Source organism: Bradyrhizobium sp. GCM10028915 (assembly GCF_042666195.1).
GTDB lineage: Bacteria > Pseudomonadota > Alphaproteobacteria > Rhizobiales > Xanthobacteraceae > Bradyrhizobium > Bradyrhizobium canariense_D.
Map to the genome: position 1 here is coordinate 148,067 of NZ_JBHTFN010000070.1, position 20,324 is coordinate 168,390.

The following is a 20,324-nucleotide window of genomic DNA, read 5'->3' on the forward strand; positions in this document are numbered from 1 at the left end:
ACGGAGACCTGACAAAGCAACTCTCACTTGTGCGCAGGCGCTGAAGAAATTCCGCGGCATGGAGCAGAGCGCGTGCGCCACGGCAGCGGTCGCGCCGACGGGTTCTGCAAGTTGTGCGGTGCGCAGGCTGCAATTCGGGACTTGAACCGAGGCTCGCTTGTGGACTTATGTCGTTTCGATCCGGTTCGAATCGGAGCTCTTGGTGAGGGAGGTTTTCATGATATCGCGTCGCTCTGTTGCACTTGCGCTCACGATTGCACTGCTGTCCGGTCCGGCATGGTCGGCCTCCGGCAACGCGGTCAAGACGTTCGATACCGACAATGACGGCACCCTCGATCTTGCCGAGGTGAAGAAGGCGGCGGCGGCGTTGTTCGCCAAGCTCGATCCCGATCACGACGGCACGCTCGACGCCCGCGAATTGCGCGGACGGTTAACAGCGAAAGAACTCGCCGCCGCCGATCCCGATCGCGACGGGACTCTCACGCTCGACGAATATCTCTCGGTGGTGGAGCAGCGCTTCAACGCGGCGAATCCCGACAAGGATGGAACGCTGGATGCGAAGGAGCTGAACTCGCGCGCCGGTCGCGCGCTGCTGCGCTTGTTGCGGTGAGAACCGCGCCGCTTGACTGGGAGCGAAGGCGAGTTGCCCGAGAGAGAAATTTGCAAGCGCGATGCGACAGTTCGCTGTGTCAACGGTGCGATTCCAGACTTGCGCTGTGGCTGACGCAGCCCTAGGTTTTCGCCGGCGCGATGTCGCGCTCAATCCCTTGGGAGTCCCCGAATGGCCTGGAAAGCTCCGAAGATCGTGGAAGTGCCGGTCGGCATGGAAATCAACATGTACGCCTGCGCTTTGCGCAAGTAAGACCACAAGTAAGACTGACGACCTGCCGCGGCTTCGATGGCAACCACCGTCGAAGCCGTGGTAGTGTCGGGGATGCGCGCGAGAGCCCTTACATTCTGGACCATAGCCGCCTGCACCGTCGCGCTCGCGCCGGCATGCGTCCGCGCCGAAGAGGGCTTCGATACCGAACACATCTTCGGCTTCATGATCGGTACCGATGTCGGCAATCCCGGCGAGCGCGAATTCCAGACTCAGACGACAGGCCGATTCGGCAAAGGAGGCGGGACCTATCGCGCCCTCTCGCAGGAGGTCGAGATCGAGATCGTGCCGCTGCCGAACTTTCGCATCGAGGTCGGCGGCACTGCCACGCTGCACGACATCACCGGCGTTCCCGATCTCGGCGACCGCCGCCAGTTCAATTTCCAGGGCGCCTCGCTCGACCTGCGCTATCGCCTGCTCGATCGCGAGCGCGCGCCATTCGGGTTGACCGTCGCCGCCGAACTCCATGGCGACCGCATCGACGAGACTTCTGGAGCAAAAGGGCGGATGTACGGTACCGATTTCACGCTCGCCTTCGATCGCGAGCTGATCCCGAACTTCGCCATCGGGGCGCTCAACCTGATCTATCAACCCGAATGGGCGCGTTTCGAGATGGCGGGACTCTCCGAAAAGAGTTCGACCATCGGCGCGGCCTTCGCCGGCCTGGTGCGCGTGCGGCCCGATGTGCTGCTCGGCGGCGAGGTGCGCTACTTCCGGCAGTACGAAGGCATCGGCCTCGGCGAGTTCGCAGGACAGGCGCTTTTCGTCGGTCCGACCGCTTATTTCCAGCTTTCCGAGCGCTCGCGCCTGACCATGAGCTGGAGCATGCAGGCATGGGGCCGGCCGGCCGGATCGGGCGGCAATCTCGACCTCGTCAATTTCGAGCGCCACCAGGCAAGGCTGGTCTTTGGAGTTAATTTCTAGCGCTCGGGGAGAGTTGACAGGCAATTCCCGCTTTATTTCGGGCGGCCGGATTGAAACTTCCCGCTCATCGGAACGTAATCTTTTGTGCTAACTTCATCGCCTCTGCGAGGATCCCGGCATGAACCCGATCGACCTGGTGGTGACTGTGTGTGCGTTGCTCTCGCCTGCGACCTGCGAGGAGCAGCATCTGGTGTTCAACTATGCGGGGTCGCCGACGCAATGCGCGATGGCTGCCCCGCCCTATATCGCGCAATGGGTTGGCGACCATCCGAAGTGGCAGGCAGTGCGGTGGCGCTGCGAATATCCTCACCCGAACGACAAAGCGTGAGTCGCCGGCGTTATTTCGTGCAGTCCTTCAGATCCTTGTCGGCGATCGAGAACACCGCATCCGCCTTGATCTCGATGTCGCGCACGATGCATTGCCGCGCATTGGGATAGCTGACCCTGGCGTCGTAGCGGCCGGGCTCGACGCCGGTGATGCGCAGCCGCTCGTCGTGGTCGACCTCCTTGTCTTTGTCGTTCAGGCACTGGTTCGGCCCCCACTCGGTCTTCCCGGCCGGGGAGAGCTGGAAGCCGGAGATCGTCTCCGTCGTCAGATTCCAGAGCCGGATACCCTTGCCCTTGGCCTGGGCGAGCGCCGCGCCCGGCATCGCAACCAACAGGATGCCGATCGCAATCAGCGTACGCCGCATGATGACCCTCCCGCGAAGACGTCGTTGGTCCAATTGACCATGAGTTCTCATTGCGATTCAAGCTGCAACGCCGCGAGCTCGGCCCTGATCTTGCCGAGTTCGGCCTCGCTGCGCTCCGCGCGCGGGACGGCAATCGGCACCTCGCGCACGATGCGCGCCGGTCGCGGCGACAGCAAGAACAGGCGGTCGCCGAGCCGGATCGCGTCATCCAGGCTGTGGGTGACGAGCAACGTCATCACCGGACGGCGCGCCACCAGCGTCGCGATCTCGTCGCGCAAACGGCCGGCGAGTGCGTCGTCGAGCGAGGCGAGGGGCTCGTCGAGCACGAGCAGGTCAGGCTCGACGGCAAAGGCGCGAGCGAGCGCGACGCGCCGGGCGAGGCCAAGCGACAGCTCGCCTGGAAAATGACTGCGATGCGCGTCCAGCTCCAGGATCCTGAACAGCTCGGCGAGCTTGGCGTCGGTGACATCGGGTGCCGCAAGCCGCACATTCTGCTCGACCGAGCGCCATGGCAGCAGCCGCGGCTCCTGGAAAACCATGCCGATCCGCGCTTCCGGCGGGCGCGAGACGCGTCCCTCGAAATCGCGGTCGAGGCCGAGGATAATGCGCAGCATCGTGCTCTTGCCGCAGCCGGACGGTCCGATCAGCACGCCGACCTCGCCGGATTGAAGCGCGAAGCTGACCGGCGCGAGCACCTCCTGCGTCCCGCCCGCGGCACTCTTGAACCTCTTGCCTGTGATATCGACCTCAAGCCGCACGGGGGCGCCATCGTGTTGCGCGGGCTTCGAACGGTTGCACCAGCGCGGTCTCGATCACGAGCACGACGGCGGCGAAGGTTAGCGAATAGGCCAGCAGCCGCGGCGTGTCGAACAGCTGGAAGGCGACGCCGATCTCGAAGCCGACGCCGTTCGGTCGCCCCAGGAGTTCGGCGACCAGCACGATCTTCCACACCAGCGACAATCCGGAGCGGGCTGAGGCTGCGATATAGGGCGCCAGTTGCGGCAGCAGGACGTGGCGGAAGGCGCGCCAGCGCGGCATCGCGAACACGCTCGCCATCTCGTCGAGCGAGCGGTCGAGCGCGCGCGCGCCCTCGCGCAGGGTGACGATGGCGGTCGGCAGCTTGTTGATGGCGATCGCCGCGATCGCTGCGGCTTCGGTGAGCCCGGCCCAAATATAGGCCAGCACGATCACGACCAGCGCGGGCAGGTTCAGGAGCAGGATCAGCCAGGGATCGCCGAGCCGGTCGGCAAGCTTCACCCGTCCCATCAGATAGCCGATGGCGCTGCCGAGTGACATCGCCAGCACGAAGGCGAGGCTTACGCGGGCGAGCGTGGCGCCGAGATGCAGGAACAGGGCGCCGCTCGATGCTTCCGCGATGACGACGTCGAGCACGGCGGGCGGGGAGGGCAGCTTTGCGGCGCCGACGAAGAGGGCGGCAATCCACCAGATCGCGAGCAACAGGGCAAACGACAGAAGACGCAGCACCTCAGTCTCCGGCAACTGCGTGATAGAACGTGCCGGGATCGAGCTCGGCGGCCGGGCCCACGAGGTCGCGGCCGCCGGTTTCGGCCAGCACGCGGTAGAGCACGCGCGCGTCCCTTTCTTCGTCATCGATGCTCCGGCGCGGAATGCCGTCGCGATAGCGCTCGCGATAAGTCTTGAGCAGGGTGGCATCGCTCGTGCCGGTGAGCGGTGCGATCTTGTCCCAGGAGGCATCGGAGGTCACCAGCAGCTGCTTGGCCTTGCGGGTCATCGCGATGAAGCGCGCCACCGCATCGCGATGACTTGCCGCCCAGGTTTCGTCGAAGACATAGCCGACTGCGGAGACCGCGCCCTTGGCGCCGAGTTTCGGCAATATGTCCTCGATACCGGCAAGGCGTCTAAAACCCTTGGCCTCCAGCTGTGCGCAGAAATTCCAGAAATTGAGGCTCGCATCCATCTCGCCGTCGAGCGCCTTGGCGGCGAGCAGAGGCGGAGCACCATAGACGATGGTCGCCTCCGATTTCAGGTCGATGCCGTCCTGCTTCATGCGCGCCTGGAGCAGCAGCCAGCTCTTGTCGATGGGACCGCCGCCGACGGCGAGCTTGCGGCCCTTTAAATCGGCGAGCGACTTGATCGGCGAGGAGGCCGGCACCATCACCGCGCCGAGCGCGCTGGAATAGGGATAGAATGTCAGCTTGGCGCCAAGCGTGCGCTCGCGAGACACCCACAGCCAGTCGGACAGGATGATGTCGGCATTGCCGGCGCGCAGCGCGATCTTGCCGGCCTCGGGGCTCGCAAGCTCGGCGACGTCGAGCGACAGGTCGGCCTCCTTGTCGAGGCCGTTGGCGCGGATCGCGGCCAGCTCCCAGGAGAATGTTCCGGTCTTCTGCACCGCAAGGCGAATCGTATCCGCGGCGCGGCCGGGCCCGGTTAGCGTCAGCGCCACCGCGAGCGCCAATGATCCACCAAATGTTCTCATCACCTTGTGAGCCGTTTCCTCTGACAGAAGTGCTTTTCAGGACAATACGCATAGCATAGCTTCCGTCGCAACCAGCGGGAGGACGCTCATGAATCTGGCCGGACAGCTACGACCGATTGTCGCCGCATTGGCGGTGTGGGCTGCGACCGCGCTCGCCGCGCAGGCTGAACAGGCCAATGATTATCCGACGTCGGCGCGTGCCGAGTATGTCTATGGCTGCATGAAGGCGAATGGCGAGAGCCGGCAGGCGATCGAACAATGTTCCTGCTCGATCGACGTGGTGGCCTCGATCGTGTCCTATGAGCGCTACGTTACCGCAGAAACCGCGCTCAGCATGTCCCAGGTCCGCGGCAATCTCGGCGTCCAGTTCCGCACCTCGGAGCAGGCGAACTCGGCCGTGAATGATTTGAGGCGTGCCCAGGCGGAAGCCGAGGTGAGGTGTTTCTGACCGCTTGGTTGTACGACCACCGTATTCGTCATGCCCGGGCTTGTCCCCGGGCATCCACGTCTTGGCGGCACCTAAGATCGTGGATGGCCGGGACAAGCCCGGCCATGACGACCGGGAGCCTCACGTCCCCGGCTTCTCCACGTCCCACTCGTTCCGGAACACGTGTCCGTCCGTGTCCTTGGCTTCCGCGCGAAAACGCTTGGCGCCGTTGGATACATAGGTGAAGCGCAGATTTGGATCTTCCGAGATCGAGATGCCGCCTTCCATCGACAGCACGGGGCTGTCGTCCTGCGTCAGCTTGAGCTGGTTGATGAAGAAGGCGGGAATGTAGAGCTGTGTGACCTGGTCCATCTGCAGGCCGGAATTGTTGGGATGGCCGATCATGATCTGCGCTTCCCGCATGCGGCTCGCCGGGGCCTCCTCGCGCGCGAATTGGCGGTAGCGCATCTGGCCGAGCCGGTTCTGGGCCTCCTCGGCATTCTTCCCTGCTGGTGCCGAGCAGCCGCCGGAGGCCTTCACATAGACTTTCGAGACATAGAGCTGGCCATCGCTGAGCTCGGCCACCGCATGAACGTCGGTGTAATTGTTGACGCGCACGCGGGTCGAGATTTCAGTGACGTTGGCATCCGGTCCGAGCTCGAACTTCGCCGCCATCGGCGCGGGATTACGATCGATCACCAGCGTGATCGAACGGATGCGGCGGGCATCGCCGGGCGAGAGCTTGCTGCGCAGGGTCACCGGCACGATGGCCGCGTCTTCGGCACGATACGGCATCTCGATTCCAATGACATTGCCGCCGTCATTCATCGGACGGTTGCTGAAGATGTCCTGCACCAGGCCCGGCCAGGGATCGTAAGCCTCTTCCGCCTGCGCCGGCACGGCGAATGCAATGCCGAGGAGCAGGGCGATCAGAGGCAGTCGGCGCGTGCATCCCGTCATGGTCATGGTCCCGCGGACGAAGCAACGTTTCACGCATCGTAGCGCGTCCGCTACTCCCATTCAATTTCCGAAAATGCTGCGGTTGCGTTGCGGGCGTTGTAGTCGTCGAACAGCTCCCAGTGCGGCCGTTCCGAGGCGGCGGCCTTGTCTGCAGCGGTTCGGATCGGTTCGCCCTTCTTGTTCGACGCCCGGATGTCCGCCAGCAGTGCCGTCAGATAGCGCCGTTCATCGGTCAGCGCGGCAGGCCATTCACTCACAGGTCCGTGACCGGGAACGACGCGCTGCGCCGGAATGCTCTCGAGTTCCGCGAGGATGCGAAGCCAGCCGCGAATGCTGCCGTCCATCACCGGAATATGGCGGAGGAAGATGAGGTCGCCAGTGAACAGCGTCTTCGTCGTCTCATCGAACACGGTCAGGTCATTGTCGCTGTGCCCGGCCGGCCAGGCCCGCAGGGTCAGGCGGCGCGCACCGAGATCGAGCATCAGGGTGTCCGTGACGAGCATTGTGGGCGGCACGATTTTCACGGGAGATATCAATTCGTCGCCCATGATGCGCCTAAAATTGTCGAGATAGTACGGCCCGCGGGCAGCGAGCGCCCGCGGCAGTCGGCTGTGACCGACGAAAATGGTGTCCCCGGCGACGAAAGCCGCATTGCCGAAAACATGGTCGGGATGGCCGTGGGTATTGATGACGTAGCGGATCGGCTTGCTGGTGCGGGCCCGCACCGCCGCCAGCAGCGCCTCGCCCTCGCGAACGCTACCGCCGGTATCAATCACGGCCACCGCATCTTCGCCCACGATGAAGCCGACATTGGCGATGTCGCCCTCGTTCTCGCGGGTCATCAGGGCGATGGTCCCGGAGTGTACGAAGATTCCCGGCGCGACTTCGCTCACAGGCAATTCGGCCGCTGCGGCGCATGCTAGCGTCGCTGTTACCAGGGACAAGGCTGCGATCACGAGAGCGATGCGAGACACTTTTCAGCCTCAGTTCAAAGGTTGCGCGCATTGCACTGCAACAAAGAAAGCCAGCACAAAGTCTGGCAAAACATGGCGCGTCATGCGTTGCATGGCTAGCATTCAAACAAGCCTAGGAGGAAGCGCGATGACGGAGGCCGGACGACATCGTCGCTGGTTGCTTTCACTGAGTATCCTGGTTGCGTCTTGCGCGTTCGGCGACGTCGCCATAGCGCAGACCAACGAGACGGGTGACCTCTCGTTCGAGCTGGTCGACCCCAAGGTGCTGCGCGTCTGTTCCGACCCGCGCAATCTGCCGTTCTCGAATGAGAAGGGCGAGGGGTTCGAGAACAAGCTTGCCGAGCTGTTTGCGGACAAGCTCCAGAAGAAGCTCGACTATGTCTTTTTTCCGCAAGCCACCGGCTTCGTGCGCATGACGCTCGGCTCGCATCGCTGCGACGTCATCATGGGTTTTCCCCAAGGCGACGACCTCGTGCAAGGCACCAATCCCTATTACCGCACGAGCTATGCCTTGGTCGCGAAAACAGGCAGCGGGCTGGAGGAGGTCGACACGCTCGAGGATGCCAGGCTGAAGGGCAAGCATGTCGGCATCGTCGCCGGCACGCCGCCTGCGACCAACATGGCCATCGCGGGACTGATGGGTGATGCAAAGCCCTATCCGCTGATGATCGACACGCGCTACGACAATTCGGCGCAGGCAATGATCGATGATCTCACGGCGGGCAAGATCGACGCCGGCGTGCTGTGGGGACCGATGGCAGGGTTCTACGCGAAGAAGGCGGGGTCGCTTCATGTCACGCCGCTGGTGAAGGAAACCACCGGGCCAAAACTGGTCTATCGCATCGGCATGGGCGTGCGTGGCGCCGACCAGAACTGGAAGCGGCAGCTCAACAAGCTGATCCAGGAGAACCAGGGCGAGATCAACAATATCCTGCTCGATTTCGGCGTGCCGCTGCTGGACGAGAATGATCGGCCGCTCGGCGCGGAGACGGCCAAGAAGGCACCATGAGGCAGACGCCATGAGGCGGCACCTTGCGGCTGCGCTGGTCGCCGCCGTGCTGGTGGCGCCGGTCGTTGCGCAGCAGCAGGAGCCGTTCGAGCCCGAGGGCTATCGCACCGACAACTACCGCGCGCCCGTGCCGGCGACGCTCGGCGAGGCGCGCGTGCTGTCGACGTCAGAAGCCGAGGCGATCTGGCACGCGAAGAGCGGCGCCTTCATCGACGTGCTGCCGCGCGCGCCGAAGCCGAAGAACCTTCCCGCGGGTACCGTTTGGCGCGAGGCGCCGCGCAAAAATATTCCGGGCAGCATCTGGCTGCCGGATACCGGCTACGGCATGCTGCCGCCCGCCATGGACGACTATTTCCAGCGCGGCCTGGCGCGTGCATCACACGGCGATAAGACCGCGCTGCTCGTGATCTATTGCCTGGCCGATTGCTGGATGTCCTGGAACGCCGCCAAGCGCGCGCTCGCGTATGGCTATTCCAACGTCGCCTGGTATCCCGATGGCACCGATGGCTGGGAGCGTGCAAAGCTTCCTACTGAGGAGGCGCAGCCCGAGCGGCGGCCGGAGCAATAGGCAAGAGATCGTCATGCCTGGGCTTGTCCCGGGCATCCACGTTTTTCGTGCCTCGTGGCTGTGCTTGGATGGCCGGGACAAGCCCGGCCATGACGCCCTGTCGCACGTGGGAAGAGGCGAGGAAAAGCTTACTGCTTCTGCAACTTCGTCAGCGTGCCCGTCCCGTTATTGTCGGTCGCAGAGTAGCTCACCCTGTCGCCGGCGTGGACGGCGTCGAGCATCGCGGCATCCTTGGCCTTGTACTCCTGGAGCGCGCCGGCGCCGCCTGCGCTGCCGCCGACTGTGCCCTTCTGCGTCTGCTGGATCGAAATCGTGCTGTTGAGCCGATCTATCCGGGTGACCATTCCGGTCAGATCGTCAGCGAATGTGCTGCTTGCGAGCATGCTGATGGCTGCAGCGCCTGCGAAGATGAATTTCGTGGTTCCCATCGAGGCCTCCCGATGCCTTGGATTACCCGTCGACAAGACATCCTAGACCGATTTGGTTCCGGCATATAGCACGGCGGCAGGTTAATGATCGCCATGGAGGCGCGGGAACCGGCCGCAAGCGGTCAATGAGGCTGACTCTATTCCATTTCCTGCTGGATCACGCGTCCAAGCGCAAACAGCCGCTGGTCGATGGTGGTGGGAACCTCGCAGACGAATCGCACCACCTTGTGGCGGTCCTCGAAAATGCGAGTCTTCCAGATCAGCTCGTTGCTGAGCGCATCGACCTTAGCCTCGTCGCGCGGCGTGGCGCCTTGGAGCGCCTGAAGCTGGACGCTCTCCTCGCGGATCTTGTCGGCGGCTTCGCGCTGCTTGCGGCTGACGCGTTCCAGCCCGCTCATGACCTGCGAGCGCTGAGCGTTGAGCGTGTCGAACAGGCCTGCGAACAGCAGTTTTGCGTTCGTGGTCTTGTCGGCCGCGGAGCCCGCCAAAAACTCCTTCACCAACTTCTCGCCCTCGTCCAGCGGCGTCTTGCGTGCCGACAGTTTGGCGACCAGCGCGCTGACCTTGGCGTCGTCCTTCCATTTGTTCTGCACGTCGTCGAGCGGAGGACCAGCCCATACGGCGGCGAGCGAAATTTCCGGCACTTTGGCCTGAGTGCAGGGCCAATCCGGATAGCGCGGATCGGCCGCGCGTGCCGCCGTGCTCGCGGCTGCGAGCATCAGAGCGGCCATGGCCAGAACCCGAACCGTCATCCTTCGCCTCCCGCAGGCCCCCGTCGCGCCAGCCCGCGCGAGGGATCATAGGCCAGAATCGCGCCGATCATGAAGACGATTGTGCAGGTCGCGACCACCGCCAGCGAGATCCAGTTGATCTGTCCGTACAGCGCGAAGCGGATCAGCTCGACCGCATGGGTGAACGGATTGGCCTCGCAAACATAGTAGAGATATGGGCTGCCCTCCTGCACCCGCCAGAGCGGGTAGAGTGCCGATGAAGCGAAGAACATCGGGAAAATGACAAAATTCATCACGCCGGCAAAGTTCTCCAGCTGCTTGATGCCGGAGGAGATCAGCATGCCCAGCGAGCCCAGCATCAGTCCGGACAGGATCAGGGCCGGCAGCACGGTGAGATAGCCCGATAGGGGAGGGGTGATGTCCCAGAACCAGGCTATCAGCAGGAACGCGTAGACCTGGAGCAGCGACACCGCGGTGCCCGCGAGCAGCTTGCAGAACAACAGGTAGCCGCGCGGCAGTGGGCTCACCAGCAGCGTGCGCATGTTCCCCATCTCACGGTCATAGACCATCGAGAGCGAGGACTGCATGCCGTTGAAGAGCTGGATCATGGCCATCAGCCCCGGCGCGATGAAGACCTCGTAGAGGATGTAGGTCTCGTAGGGCGGGATGATGGAGATGCCGAGCACTTGGCGGAACCCGGCGGCGAAGATGAACAGCCAGACCAGCGGCCGCACCAGCGCCGAGACGAACCGCTCGCGCTGGTGCAGGAAGCGCAGTCCCTCGCGCCAGACAATGCCCGTGAGGCAGGTCATGTATTCGGCGGCCGAGAAGCCGCGCTGCGCCTCGCGCGTGGTGATGCTGCTCATGCGCCGCCGCCCGGCAGGGTCTGCGCGCCGGTCAGGCGCATGAAGGCGGTGTTGACGTCCTGCGCGCCGGCTTCCGCGACGACGCGGCTCATCGGTCCCTGCGCCAGCACCTTGCCCTGATGCAGCACCACGAGATCGTCACCGGCCATGATTTCGTCGAACAGATGCGTGGCCCAGAGTACGCCGATGCCTTGCTCGCTCACGAGCTGGCGCACATGGCTGATGATGTCGGCGCGCGCCTTGACGTCGAGGCCGACGGTCGGCTCGTCCAGCAAGAGCAGGCGCGGCCGGTGCAGCAGCGCCCGGGCGATCTCCAGCCGCCGCATCTGCCCGCCCGAGAGATCGCGCACCTTGCTGCCGGCGCGCTCGGTAAGCCCGATGCGACCGAGCAGCTCGGCGGCTCGAGCGCCGGCTTCGCGGCGGCTGATGCCATGGAGTGCGGCGTGATAGAGCAGGTTCTGCGTCAGCGACAGATCGAGATCGAGCGTGCGCGGCTGGAACACGACGCCGAGCAACCGCAGCGCCTCGCCGGGACTCTTGCTGATGTCATGGCCGAAAATGCCGACGCGGCCGGACTGGATGCCGAACAGGCGCGTGATCAGCGAGAACAGCGTGCTCTTGCCCGCCCCGTTGAGGCCAAGCAGGGCCGTGAAGCTCGCGGGCTGCACGTTGAAGGACACGTCCATCAGCGCGCGGCGCGGTCCATAGGCGTGGCTGACGTCGTCGATCGATAGCGCGGGCACGGTCGCCGGATCGGGCCTTGGTGTTTCGCGTTGTTCGGCGATGGGAACAGGGCTGGTCATGGCGCGATCGTGATACCCCAGGGCAGTTCGCCCACTTGAATGGTCTTGATCACCTTTTGCGCGGCGACGTCGATGACGGAGACGTCGTTCGAGACGCCATTGGTGGTGAGCAGAAATTTTTCGTCCGGCGTGAATGCCATGTGCCAGACCCGCTGTCCCACCAGCAGATATTTCGTCACCTTGCGCGAGGCGGTATCGACCACGGCGACGCGATTGGCGGGACCGAGCGCGATGAAGGCAGTCTTGTCGTCCCGGGTCATGCCGATGCCAACGGGCTGGATCGCCTCTTTCCTCAACCCCGGAATCTCGAAATTGATCTTGCCGGTCACCTCGTGCTTTCCGGGGTCGATGATCGAGACGGTGCCGCCGATCTCCGAGGACACCCACAATTCGGAAGCGTCGTGCTTGAATTCGGCAAAGCGCGGTCGCGCGTCGACCAGCACGTTGGCGACGATCTGGCGCGACGACGTGTCGATGAAATGCGCCATGTTGGTGGTCTCGGACGTGTTGATCAGCGTCTTGCCGTCCGGGCTGATGGTCATGCCCTCGGGCTCGACGCCGACCTGGATGTCGCCAAGGCGAGCGCGCTTCTCGAGGTCGATCACGGTCACTGTGTTGTCGTTCTCGTTGGCGACATAGAGGACCTTGCCGGCGGCATCCTGGGCGAACAATTCAGGGTCGGGACCGGAGGGCAGGCTGTCCACCACGGTTTGCGTCTTCGCGTCGATCATCTGGATCGTGTCGTCGTCGCCGACCGCGACCATCACGAACTTTCCGTCGCGCGTGAAGTCGATGCCACGCGGGCGCTGGCCGACCTTGATGGTCTTGGTCACCGTCCAGCTTTCGGTATCGATCACCGACACCGTGTTGCTCTTCTCGTTCGAGACATAGGCGATGAACGCATGCGCCGGCGCTGCCGCCAGCGCCAATCCGGACAGCAACCCAACACGCCACGCGCGGAACGTCCAAGTCCTCACTTTAATGTCCTCACTTCAGCTTGCATTTGCTCTCCGGGCGGTCATAGCCGAGCGTGTCGAGCTCGGAGACCTGGTGCAGGAAACCTTCTTGCGGCGACACCGACACCACCATGCGGCCATCGACCAGCAGGATCGGCTGGCGCAGCTGCAGGTTCCAGTCGCGCAAGGTCAGCTTCGTGCCCTTGAAGGCGGCGACCGAGAACTCCGGGCCCTTGATGAAATCGGTGACCTTCTTGACCTCGCCGGAATTGGTGCGCGACGTGGCCTCTCCGATCATGCGCACGGCGGTCCACGCCTGCATGTCGAGCGCAGTCATCCGCCGCGCGTTGAGCTTGACGAAGCGGTTCTGCATCTGGATCGCGCCCCACTGGTCCTGCGCAGCGTCCCAGCTCCGCGGCACGAGGCCGGCCGAGCCCGCGACAGGCCGTGGATCCCAGGTGCGATAGGGCAGGTAGGCGCCGAACACCTCGCTCTCGTCAGCGGCGACCAGTACATCATAGGCCGGAGCTTGTTGCGTGAACACCGGCATCTGCCGCTGGATCAGCGTCACGCCGGAGTCCGTGCGGCGCGCGCCGCCTTTGTCTTCGAAGCTGCGCTCCTGCACGATCTTGGCGCCGAACCGCGTCGCGGTGCGCCGGAGCGCATCGGCGAACAGTCTGTCCTCGTCATGCGAGCCAACCACGAGCAGCCAGCGCTTCCATTGCTTCCACACCAGATACTGACCGAGCGCATCGGCCAGCATTGCGCGCGTCGGCGCGGTGTGGATGACGTTGGCACGGCAATCGGCCTCGCGCAGCCGCTCGTCGATCGCGCCGGCGTTGAACAGCAACGTGCCGCGCTCGCGCAGGGCGTCGGCGACCTTCAGCAGCGTGTCGGCCGGCAGGTCGGCGATGATGAAGCCGTTGCGTGCGGCGAGCTCTGTCGCGGCCTGCACGGCATCTTCGCCCTCCTTGATACGACGCTCCTCCAGCGCAAATCGCTGGTTGAGGAATTTGCCGGTAGTGTTGTTGTCCTCGATGGCCAGGCGTGCGCCGGCGACGCCGTCATTCTCCGCGGGCTGCTCGACCAGCGACAGCGTTGATCTGGTGCCGGCGATTCCGAGATAGCCGACGCCGATCATGACAGGGTCGGCTGCGAGCGCACTCGTCGCAGCAAAACCCAGGCAGATCAGGCCGACCAACCATCGGATCATGTTTCCTCCAGATGTTCTCCCCGGCTTGACCGCCGATGGAGAATTGTCTCTGCTAAAGCATGACCGATTTGTCAGGGCATGCAACCCCGCATTTCGTCCTCACGCCGCCACGCCGGGAATCACGATCATGCGAGCGCTGATATGTTTCGCCGCTTTGCTGTTGACGGGCTCGGCCGCATTCGCCGATCCGCCGAAACTCGCGGTGTTCGATTTCGAACTGATCGACACCAGCCTGCCTGGCGAGTTCTACGGCTCCAAGCCCGAGGAAGCGCGGCTCGACCTCATCAGCGAGCAGTTGCGCAAGGCACTGGTTGAGTCAGGCAGGTTCCAGCTGATCGATATTGCGCCGGTCCGGGATGCGGCCCGTCACGCCAATCTGCAGGCCTGCGGCGGCTGCGACCTCAAGCTTGCCGGGCAGCTGGGTGCCGATTTGGAAATCACCGGCATGGTGCAGAAGGTCTCGAACCTGATCATCAATCTGAACATCTACCTGCGCGACGTGAAGACCGGCAACATGATCACGGCCGCGAGCGCCGACATGCGCGGCAACACGGATGAATCCTGGACGCGCACGATGAGCTATCTGATCCGCAACCGCTTGCTGGCGCCGAACTACGGCAAGCCGTGAGGGAGATATTTACCCCTTCAATCGCTCCGCATGCCAGTGCAGGTGATCGCCCATGAAGGTAGAGATGAAATAATAGCTGTGGTCGTATCCCGCCTGCCGCCGCAGCGTCAGCGGAATGTTGGCCTTGGCACATGCCGCCTGCAGCAATTCAGGACGAAGCTGCTCTTTCAAAAAGTTATCGGCCTCGCCGACGTCGACGAGGAAGCCTGAAAACTTCGCGCCGTCCTCGATCAGCGCCACCGTGTCGTGGCTGCGCCAAATGTCCTTGTTCGGCCCGAGATAGCCGGTCAACGCCTTGATGCCCCAGGGCACGAGCGACGGCGCGACGATCGGCGCAAAGGCGCTGGCCGCGCGAAAACGGTGCGGGTTGCGCAGCGCGACCGTCAGCGCGCCATGGCCGCCCATCGAATGGCCCATCACCGATTGGCGCTTCGCATCGACCGGAAAATTTTCCGCCACGAGTTTCGGCAGTTCGTCGGTGACGTAGCTCCACATGCGATAATTGCTTGAAAACGGCGCTTCCGTCGCGTCGACATAGAAGCCGGCGCCAAGACCGAAATCATAGGCATTATTGGCATCGCCGGGCACGTCGGGGCCTCGCGGGCTGGTGTCGGGCGCGACGAAGATCAAGCCGAGCTCGGCGCAGGCTTTGCGGAATTCGCCCTTCTCGGTGACGTTGGCGTGCGTGCAGGTGAGGCCGGAGAGATACCAGACCACAGGCAGCTTGGCGCCCTGTGCGTGCGGGGGAACATAGACCGAGAACGTCATGTCGGTTCCGGTCGCCTGGCTGGCATGGCGATACACGCCCTGCACGCCGCCATAGGATGTATTGGTCGAGACAGTCTGGATCGTCATGCCGTTATGCTCCGTGGCATCAAACCACATCAGGATTGCAACGCTTGTGTGACCGAATTCGCGGCGGCCGTCAGGCCACGCCGCTGTCGATCGCCAGCCGCACCAGCTCGACAGAGGTTTTCACCCCGAGCTTCTGGCGCATGATGGACGAGGTGTTGGCGACAGTCTTGTAGGACGACTGCACCAGCCAGGCGATCTCGGATAGGCTCTTTCCGGCGCTGAGCAGCCGCAAAATCTCCATCTCGCGCGCGTTCAGCTTCGACAGCGGGCTTTGCGCCAGCGCGGGTCCCGCAAAGGCGATGCTGCGCGCGATCGCGCTCGGCAGATAGGTGCCGCCGCCGCCGACGGTGCGAATCGCCTCGACGAGATCGTCGGGGTCACCGGTCTTGGAGACATAGCCCTTGGCGCCGCACTCGATCGCCCGCGCGGCAAAAGCAGGGTCGTCGTTCATGCTGAACATGATGATCCGGGCCTCGGGCGCGCGCTCGAGGATGCGGCGCGCGAGCTCGAAGCCGGACACGGTCGGCAGGTTGATGTCGATGATCGAGAGGTCGGGGCGCTCGACGATGAAGACGCACTCGCCGTCTTCGGCGTCGGCGGCCTCCAAAATCTCGATCTCGCCCTCGTCCGCCAGCACGGCACGGCAGCCGGAGGCGACGATGGGATGATCGTCGACGATCAAAATGCGCATAGGCGTTCCTCGCGACAGCGTCTTGGCCTGTTTCGCGCCCGGCCGGGATTGCTGTACGCTTTCGATTAGATATCGGGCGCTTCGCCTCTGTCAACGTTATCGGACAAGGGGCAGGCCAATCCTTCGCGGGGGCACGGGCGATACCAATGTGGCAAAATCTATCCTTGCGCGGGCGCATCAACCTGCTGCTGGCGCTGCTGCTGGCGCTGGGACTCGCCGTGAATATCGGCCGCCAGGTCGCGGAAGCCGGGCCGCGCGTGCAGGCCGAGGACCAGAGCGTGATCCGGCTCGCGCGCGAATTCATCGAGATGATCGTTGCGGATCTCAACGAGGCGCCCGATCCGGAAGCCAGGCTGAACCAGATCGCACGCGACCTCAGCCGCCTGCGCCATGTCAGCATCGCGCTTCGGGACGAAGCCGGCCGTCCGCTGACGCAGCCCCGGACCGACGCCGATGACGACACCCGCGCGCCGCCGGCCTGGTTCGTCAGCCTGGTTCATCCCGAGCAGACCGCGGTGAGCGTGCCCGTCTCGATCCATGGCAAGCCGGGTTCGCTGCTGATCACCTCCCATCCCGATGACGAGATCGCCGAGATCTGGGACGCCATCGTGACCCAGCTCGAGGTCGGCTCGGTGATCGCGCTGGCGCTGTTCCTGGTGATGATGAATGTGATCGGCCGGGCATTGGCGCCGCTCCAATCCCTTGCGGACGTGATGGCCGAGCTCGAAGACGGGCGTTATCAGGCGCGCGTCGCGCCGGGCGGCGCGCCGGAACTCGCCGCGATCTGCACCAAGCTCAACCATCTTGCGGCAACGCTCAGTGACGCCATCGAGGACAAGCGGCGCCTCGCCGAGCGAACGGTGTCGCTCCAGGACGTCGAGCGCAAGGAGATCGCGCGCGAGCTCCATGACGAGTTCGGGCCATACTTGTTCTCGCTACGCGCGCATGCCAGCGCGCTGGCGAAGCAGGCGGACGGACGCGCCCCGAATGCGGAGGCCGTGCGAAAACACGGCAGTGCCATGCTGGAGCAGATCAACGCGCTTCAGCAGTTCAATCGCCGCGTGCTGGAGCGCCTCCGGCCAGTCGGCCTGGCCGAGCTCGGCCTGCGCCAGGCGCTGGAATCGCTGTCGCGGCTGTGGCGGGAGTCGCATCCCGATGTCACCATCGAGACCGTGATCTCGCCGGCGCTTGGCGTCACCGGGGAGACCGCCGACCTCACCATCTACCGCATCGTGCAGGAGGCGCTCACCAACGTGTTCCGCCACGCCGGCGCGACCTCGGTTAACGTCGTCATCGAGCCGGTGGCGGAGGCGGCAAGCGACGGCCGCAGCTGTGCCCGGGTGCGGGTCAGCGACAATGGCCGCGGCATGGAGCCCGGCCAAAAGCTCGGCTTCGGGCTCGTCGGCATGCGCGAGCGGATTCTCGCGCTGGGCGGCACGCTCAACGTCGTCTCGGGTGACGGTGGTCTGACCGTAGAGGCCCTGGTCCCGACGGCAGCGGCCTGATCGCGTCGGGAAAAATTCCCGATTTGGTCGGGAAAATTGGTGCGATACGGCCCGACCTTTTGTGGCTGGCGCACGCATTCCTGCCGATTACACTCGTCTCGACCAACCGGGGGAAGATCAAAACAGTCGGTGGTCACGGATGGGAAGGCTGGGATGGGCGATCGTGTTTGGTTCAAGCGTTTTCGGTTCAAGCCTATTGGGTTCAAGCCTCTTGGGTTCAATCGTCGTTTGTTGATCGCCTTGGTTTCGACCGGGCTGCTCTCCATCTTCGCGATCCCCGCGGGGGCCGCGCAGGACGAGGAAACCAACGTCCAGAACCTGCCGCCGGTCGAGGTGACGGCGCCGCCGCGGTCAACGGCGCGGCGCACCGCGTCATCGCGTCCGGTCGCGCACATCGGAGCGCCGTCATCCGCCAGCCCCAAGACGCGCCTCTACGTCTATCCGACCGCGCCGGGTACCGGCAGAGGTCTTGACGTCGACAAGGTCCCCTCGGCGATCAACGCCGTCGACGCCAGCCAGATCAAGCGCACCGGCTCGCTGAACATCACCGACGCGCTTCGCGACAACATCGCCGGCGTCAACATCAGCGAGGTTACCGGCAATCCATTTCAGCCGGATGTCGAATTCCGCGGCTTCGTTGCCTCGCCGGTGACGGGCACGCCGCAAGGCCTCGCTGTGTATCAGAACGGGGTTCGCATCAACGAGGCCTTCTCCGACGCCGTCAACTGGGACCTGATCCCGACCGCGGCGATCCGGTCGGTGACGCTCGTGACCAACAATCCCGCCTTCGGCCTCAACGCGCTGGGCGGCGCGATCAATTTGCAAATGAAGGACGGTTTTACCTATCAGGGCTCGGAGCTTGATCTCATGGGCGGCTCGTTCGGCCGCATTCAGGGCTCGGCGCAATGGGGCAAGACGGTCGACAAGAACTACGGCGTCTATGCCGCGCTCGAAGGCCTGCACGACAACGGCTTCCGCAATTTCTCCCAATCGGACGTGCGGCGCTTCTACGGCGACGTCGGTTACAAGGCGGGCGACAGCGAATTCCACGCCAACATGGGCGTCGCCAAGAACGATTTCGGCGCCAACGCCACCGTTCCCGCCGAGCTGCTCGACAAATATTGGGGCGCGACCTACACGACCCCGCAGACCACTTCCAACCGCGTCGGCTATCTCAACCTGACGGGCAAGGTCGATGCGACGCCGACCTGGACGCTCGAAGGCACCGCGCATGTGCGCAGGTACGAGCAGAAGCTCGTCGACGGCAATCCGACCGACGCGCAGGAATGCACTGACCCGGGGCTCGCTGGGCTTCTTTGCTTCGGCGACGGCGCCACACCGGCAAACGGCGTGAACGGCCTGCCGCTTGCCAATCCTTTCGCGTCCGGGACCATCCTCGGCGAGATCGACCGGAGCTCGATACGTTCGACCACCTTCGGCGTGTCGGGGCAGGCCACCAACACCGACCAGCTGTTCGGCCACGACAACCGCTTCGTGATGGGCGCGACCTATGACGCCAGTGTCACGCGCTATAACGCCACCGCCGAAATCGGCACGATCGGAGAAAGCTACGTCGTCAGCGGCGGCGGCCTCTTCCTGGGGCCGACTGGCGTACCTGATACCGTTGCCGGCCCTGTCTCGCTGCGGACCGTCAATCAATATAACGGCCTCTACGCAATGGACACGTTCAATATCACGGACGCCTTCGCCGTCACCGGCGGCGGCCGGTTCAACGTCGCGCGCATCACGCTGGAGGATCAGCTCGGGACCGATCTCAACGGCGATCACACCTTCACCCGCTTCAATCCGGTAATCGGCGGCACCTACAAGATCACGCCGGAGCTGACGGCCTACGCCGGCTATTCCGAGGCCAACCGCGTTCCGACGCCGCTCGAGCTCGGCTGCTCGGATCCAGCCCGTCCCTGTCTGATTGCCGCGTTTCTCGTCTCCGATCCGCCATTGAAGCAGGTCGTGTCCAAGACCGTGGAAGCGGGCCTGCGCGGCAGCAGGGAGCTGAACATCGGCACGCTCGGCTGGAAAATCGGCGGCTTCCGCGCCACCAATTACGACGACATCGTCGCCGTTCCCGCAGTCGGCCGCACCGGCTTCGGCTATTTCTCCAACGTCGGCCGTACCAGGCGTCAGGGGCTCGAAGCTGAGGTCAACATCAAGTCGCCCACGCTTCAGTTTCAGGCGAGCTACGCTTTCGTCGACGCACGCTATCTCGACGCTTTCGCGCTCGGTTCCGAAAGCCCGTTCAGGGATACTGTCACCGAGACCATTCAGGTGCTACCCGGCAACCAGCTCCCCGCGATCCCGCGCCATCGCGTCAAGGTCGGCATCGACTATGCCGTCACCGACGTGTGGAAGGTTGGCGGCAACGCGCTGTTCGTCTCCAGCCAATATCTGGTCGGCGACGAGTCCAACCAATATACGAAGCTGCCGTCCTACACCGTGTTCAACTTGCACACGTCCTACCAGGTGACCAAGAACGTCCAGCTCTACGGCAAGATCGACAATATCTTCGACAGGCGCTACGCGACCTACGGACAGTTCTTCGACCGCGAAGCCGTGCCCAACTTCACCAATGGCGGTGCCGAGTTCACCGACCCGCGCTCGCTCAGCCCGGCAAGGCCGCGTGCGTTCTATGCGGGGATGCGGGTGACGTTCTGATCTTGGCTCGGTAAGCCCGGGGGTGGCGCCGCCCGGCATGGCGTGTCACGCCGGCTCTGCTCTACCTCAAGCCGATTGAC

24 protein-coding genes are annotated in these 20,324 nt (G+C 64.1%); 10 read left to right on the plus strand and 14 right to left on the minus strand.

The window, feature by feature from the left end:
- The first annotated feature begins 217 nt into the window (after window positions 1–217).
- The 4 genes from ACFQX9_RS34125 to ACFQX9_RS34140 all read left to right on the plus strand — a co-directional run bounded on the left by ACFQX9_RS34125 (window position 218) and on the right by ACFQX9_RS34140 (window position 2,132).
- Window positions 218–610 (plus strand): EF-hand domain-containing protein, encoded by a 393-nt coding sequence (locus ACFQX9_RS34125; protein WP_026233996.1) that lies wholly within the window; start codon window positions 218–220, stop codon window positions 608–610.
- A 171-nt stretch (window positions 611–781) separates the two neighbouring features.
- The gene (gene pqqA, locus ACFQX9_RS34130) at window positions 782–862 is read left to right on the plus strand and encodes a pyrroloquinoline quinone precursor peptide PqqA (RefSeq protein ID WP_018460299.1); all 81 of its coding nucleotides are present in this window, start codon (window positions 782–784) and stop codon (window positions 860–862) included.
- A gap of 36 nt (window positions 863–898) precedes the next feature.
- A complete protein-coding gene (locus ACFQX9_RS34135) occupies window positions 899–1,804 on the plus strand; it encodes a hypothetical protein (RefSeq protein WP_085350565.1) in 906 nt (301 codons plus the stop codon).
- A gap of 118 nt (window positions 1,805–1,922) precedes the next feature.
- Window positions 1,923–2,132: a hypothetical protein gene (locus ACFQX9_RS34140; RefSeq protein ID WP_007601386.1), complete on the plus strand. Its 210-nt coding sequence runs from the start codon at window positions 1,923–1,925 to the stop codon at window positions 2,130–2,132.
- Between the two features lie 10 nt (window positions 2,133–2,142).
- Here ACFQX9_RS34140 and ACFQX9_RS34145 read toward each other — a convergent pair whose 3' ends face one another.
- Genes ACFQX9_RS34145 through ACFQX9_RS34160 form a run of 4 tightly spaced genes read right to left on the minus strand, consistent with a single transcriptional unit; the run spans window position 2,143 to window position 4,957 of the window.
- A complete protein-coding gene (locus ACFQX9_RS34145; RefSeq protein ID WP_085350566.1) occupies window positions 2,143–2,496 on the minus strand; it encodes a hypothetical protein in 354 nt (117 codons plus the stop codon).
- 47 nt (window positions 2,497–2,543) lie between these two features.
- Window positions 2,544–3,254 carry an ABC transporter ATP-binding protein gene (locus tag ACFQX9_RS34150; RefSeq protein ID WP_085350567.1) on the minus strand — a complete coding sequence of 237 codons (711 nt, stop codon included), beginning with the start codon at window positions 3,252–3,254 and terminating at the stop codon, window positions 2,544–2,546.
- Complete coding sequence (locus tag ACFQX9_RS34155; protein WP_085350568.1) at window positions 3,244–3,981, minus strand: ABC transporter permease; 738 nt, start codon at window positions 3,979–3,981, stop codon at window positions 3,244–3,246. The genes ACFQX9_RS34150 and ACFQX9_RS34155 overlap by 11 nt, the downstream gene beginning before the upstream one ends.
- A gap of 1 nt (window position 3,982) precedes the next feature.
- Window positions 3,983–4,957: an ABC transporter substrate-binding protein gene (locus tag ACFQX9_RS34160; RefSeq protein WP_162496355.1), complete on the minus strand. Its 975-nt coding sequence runs from the start codon at window positions 4,955–4,957 to the stop codon at window positions 3,983–3,985.
- Window positions 4,958–5,045: 88 nt separating this feature from the next.
- On the opposite strand from ACFQX9_RS34160, the gene ACFQX9_RS34165 reads away from it, so the two are divergent.
- Window positions 5,046–5,405, plus strand: a complete 360-nt coding sequence (locus tag ACFQX9_RS34165) for a hypothetical protein (protein ID WP_018460292.1) — start codon at window positions 5,046–5,048, stop codon at window positions 5,403–5,405.
- Window positions 5,406–5,525: 120 nt separating this feature from the next.
- Here ACFQX9_RS34165 and ACFQX9_RS34170 read toward each other — a convergent pair whose 3' ends face one another.
- Window positions 5,526–6,344: a quinoprotein dehydrogenase-associated SoxYZ-like carrier gene (locus ACFQX9_RS34170; protein WP_162496349.1), complete on the minus strand. Its 819-nt coding sequence runs from the start codon at window positions 6,342–6,344 to the stop codon at window positions 5,526–5,528.
- A 50-nt stretch (window positions 6,345–6,394) separates the two neighbouring features.
- Window positions 6,395–7,318, minus strand: a complete 924-nt coding sequence (locus ACFQX9_RS34175; protein WP_377791683.1) for a quinoprotein relay system zinc metallohydrolase 2 — start codon at window positions 7,316–7,318, stop codon at window positions 6,395–6,397.
- 127 nt (window positions 7,319–7,445) lie between these two features.
- Here ACFQX9_RS34175 and ACFQX9_RS34180 point away from each other — a divergent pair, with 127 nt between their 5' ends.
- Together ACFQX9_RS34180 and ACFQX9_RS34185 are read left to right on the plus strand one after the other, a co-directional pair.
- On the plus strand, window positions 7,446–8,327 hold the full coding sequence (locus ACFQX9_RS34180; RefSeq protein WP_085350572.1) for a substrate-binding domain-containing protein: 882 nt from the start codon (window positions 7,446–7,448) through the stop codon (window positions 8,325–8,327).
- A gap of 10 nt (window positions 8,328–8,337) precedes the next feature.
- Window positions 8,338–8,895, plus strand: coding sequence for a PQQ-dependent catabolism-associated CXXCW motif protein (locus ACFQX9_RS34185; protein WP_085395381.1), 558 nt, complete (start codon window positions 8,338–8,340; stop codon window positions 8,893–8,895).
- Window positions 8,896–9,023: 128 nt separating this feature from the next.
- Here the strand turns inward: ACFQX9_RS34185 and ACFQX9_RS34190 are convergent, their stop codons facing one another.
- The 6 genes from ACFQX9_RS34190 to ACFQX9_RS34215 form a co-directional block, all read right to left on the minus strand.
- Window positions 9,024–9,323 (minus strand): copper-binding protein, encoded by a 300-nt coding sequence (locus ACFQX9_RS34190; protein ID WP_377791684.1) that lies wholly within the window; start codon window positions 9,321–9,323, stop codon window positions 9,024–9,026.
- Window positions 9,324–9,460: 137 nt separating this feature from the next.
- On the minus strand, window positions 9,461–10,075 hold the full coding sequence (locus tag ACFQX9_RS34195) for a hypothetical protein (RefSeq protein WP_026233992.1): 615 nt from the start codon (window positions 10,073–10,075) through the stop codon (window positions 9,461–9,463).
- Window positions 10,072–10,920: an ABC transporter permease gene (locus tag ACFQX9_RS34200; protein ID WP_018460286.1), complete on the minus strand. Its 849-nt coding sequence runs from the start codon at window positions 10,918–10,920 to the stop codon at window positions 10,072–10,074. Before ACFQX9_RS34200 ends, ACFQX9_RS34195 begins: the two co-directional genes overlap by 4 nt.
- The gene (locus ACFQX9_RS34205) at window positions 10,917–11,723 is read right to left on the minus strand and encodes an ABC transporter ATP-binding protein (RefSeq protein WP_018460285.1); all 807 of its coding nucleotides are present in this window, start codon (window positions 11,721–11,723) and stop codon (window positions 10,917–10,919) included. The genes ACFQX9_RS34200 and ACFQX9_RS34205 overlap by 4 nt, the downstream gene beginning before the upstream one ends.
- Entirely contained in the window at window positions 11,720–12,700 is a 981-nt protein-coding gene (locus ACFQX9_RS34210; RefSeq protein ID WP_026233991.1) for a YVTN family beta-propeller repeat protein, read from the minus strand. The genes ACFQX9_RS34205 and ACFQX9_RS34210 overlap by 4 nt, the downstream gene beginning before the upstream one ends.
- Before the next feature lie 10 nt (window positions 12,701–12,710).
- Window positions 12,711–13,892: an ABC transporter substrate-binding protein gene (locus tag ACFQX9_RS34215; protein WP_018460283.1), complete on the minus strand. Its 1,182-nt coding sequence runs from the start codon at window positions 13,890–13,892 to the stop codon at window positions 12,711–12,713.
- Between the two features lie 127 nt (window positions 13,893–14,019).
- Here ACFQX9_RS34215 and ACFQX9_RS34220 point away from each other — a divergent pair, with 127 nt between their 5' ends.
- Window positions 14,020–14,520 (plus strand): DUF3280 domain-containing protein, encoded by a 501-nt coding sequence (locus ACFQX9_RS34220; RefSeq protein ID WP_018460282.1) that lies wholly within the window; start codon window positions 14,020–14,022, stop codon window positions 14,518–14,520.
- A 9-nt stretch (window positions 14,521–14,529) separates the two neighbouring features.
- On the opposite strand, the gene fghA is transcribed toward ACFQX9_RS34220, so the two are convergent.
- Both fghA and ACFQX9_RS34230 read right to left on the minus strand, forming a co-directional pair.
- Entirely contained in the window at window positions 14,530–15,375 is an 846-nt protein-coding gene (gene fghA, locus ACFQX9_RS34225; protein WP_018460281.1) for an S-formylglutathione hydrolase, read from the minus strand.
- A 70-nt stretch (window positions 15,376–15,445) separates the two neighbouring features.
- Window positions 15,446–16,066 carry a response regulator transcription factor gene (locus ACFQX9_RS34230; RefSeq protein WP_018460280.1) on the minus strand — a complete coding sequence of 207 codons (621 nt, stop codon included), beginning with the start codon at window positions 16,064–16,066 and terminating at the stop codon, window positions 15,446–15,448.
- A 146-nt stretch (window positions 16,067–16,212) separates the two neighbouring features.
- Here ACFQX9_RS34230 and ACFQX9_RS34235 point away from each other — a divergent pair, with 146 nt between their 5' ends.
- The gene (locus ACFQX9_RS34235) at window positions 16,213–17,571 is read left to right on the plus strand and encodes a histidine kinase (RefSeq protein ID WP_162496348.1); all 1,359 of its coding nucleotides are present in this window, start codon (window positions 16,213–16,215) and stop codon (window positions 17,569–17,571) included.
- Between the two features lie 153 nt (window positions 17,572–17,724).
- Window positions 17,725–20,244, plus strand: coding sequence for a TonB-dependent receptor (locus tag ACFQX9_RS34240; protein ID WP_377791687.1), 2,520 nt, complete (start codon window positions 17,725–17,727; stop codon window positions 20,242–20,244).
- The last annotated feature ends 80 nt before the right edge of the window (window positions 20,245–20,324 follow it).

Excerpts from the sequence above, each read along its gene's own strand:
- ACFQX9_RS34125 (WP_026233996.1), top strand. The coding sequence starts at position 218 with ATGATATCGCGTCGCTCTGTTGCACTTGCGCTCACGATTGCACTGCTG.
- pqqA (WP_018460299.1), top strand. The coding sequence starts at position 782 with ATGGCCTGGAAAGCTCCGAAGATCGTGGAAGTGCCGGTCGGCATGGAA.
- ACFQX9_RS34135 (WP_085350565.1), top strand. The coding sequence starts at position 899 with ATGGCAACCACCGTCGAAGCCGTGGTAGTGTCGGGGATGCGCGCGAGA.
- ACFQX9_RS34140 (WP_007601386.1), top strand. The coding sequence starts at position 1,923 with ATGAACCCGATCGACCTGGTGGTGACTGTGTGTGCGTTGCTCTCGCCT.
- ACFQX9_RS34145 (WP_085350566.1), bottom strand. The coding sequence starts at position 2,496 with ATGCGGCGTACGCTGATTGCGATCGGCATCCTGTTGGTTGCGATGCCG.
- ACFQX9_RS34160 (WP_162496355.1), bottom strand. The coding sequence starts at position 4,957 with ATGAGAACATTTGGTGGATCATTGGCGCTCGCGGTGGCGCTGACGCTA.
- ACFQX9_RS34165 (WP_018460292.1), top strand. The coding sequence starts at position 5,046 with ATGAATCTGGCCGGACAGCTACGACCGATTGTCGCCGCATTGGCGGTG.
- ACFQX9_RS34170 (WP_162496349.1), bottom strand. The coding sequence starts at position 6,344 with ATGACGGGATGCACGCGCCGACTGCCTCTGATCGCCCTGCTCCTCGGC.
- ACFQX9_RS34180 (WP_085350572.1), top strand. The coding sequence starts at position 7,446 with ATGACGGAGGCCGGACGACATCGTCGCTGGTTGCTTTCACTGAGTATC.
- ACFQX9_RS34185 (WP_085395381.1), top strand. The coding sequence starts at position 8,338 with ATGAGGCGGCACCTTGCGGCTGCGCTGGTCGCCGCCGTGCTGGTGGCG.
- ACFQX9_RS34190 (WP_377791684.1), bottom strand. The coding sequence starts at position 9,323 with ATGGGAACCACGAAATTCATCTTCGCAGGCGCTGCAGCCATCAGCATG.
- ACFQX9_RS34195 (WP_026233992.1), bottom strand. The coding sequence starts at position 10,075 with ATGACGGTTCGGGTTCTGGCCATGGCCGCTCTGATGCTCGCAGCCGCG.
- ACFQX9_RS34200 (WP_018460286.1), bottom strand. The coding sequence starts at position 10,920 with ATGAGCAGCATCACCACGCGCGAGGCGCAGCGCGGCTTCTCGGCCGCC.
- ACFQX9_RS34205 (WP_018460285.1), bottom strand. The coding sequence starts at position 11,723 with ATGACCAGCCCTGTTCCCATCGCCGAACAACGCGAAACACCAAGGCCC.
- ACFQX9_RS34215 (WP_018460283.1), bottom strand. The coding sequence starts at position 13,892 with ATGATCCGATGGTTGGTCGGCCTGATCTGCCTGGGTTTTGCTGCGACG.
- ACFQX9_RS34220 (WP_018460282.1), top strand. The coding sequence starts at position 14,020 with ATGCGAGCGCTGATATGTTTCGCCGCTTTGCTGTTGACGGGCTCGGCC.
- fghA (WP_018460281.1), bottom strand. The coding sequence starts at position 15,375 with ATGACGATCCAGACTGTCTCGACCAATACATCCTATGGCGGCGTGCAG.
- ACFQX9_RS34230 (WP_018460280.1), bottom strand. The coding sequence starts at position 16,066 with ATGCGCATTTTGATCGTCGACGATCATCCCATCGTCGCCTCCGGCTGC.
- ACFQX9_RS34235 (WP_162496348.1), top strand. The coding sequence starts at position 16,213 with ATGTGGCAAAATCTATCCTTGCGCGGGCGCATCAACCTGCTGCTGGCG.
- ACFQX9_RS34240 (WP_377791687.1), top strand. The coding sequence starts at position 17,725 with ATGGGCGATCGTGTTTGGTTCAAGCGTTTTCGGTTCAAGCCTATTGGG.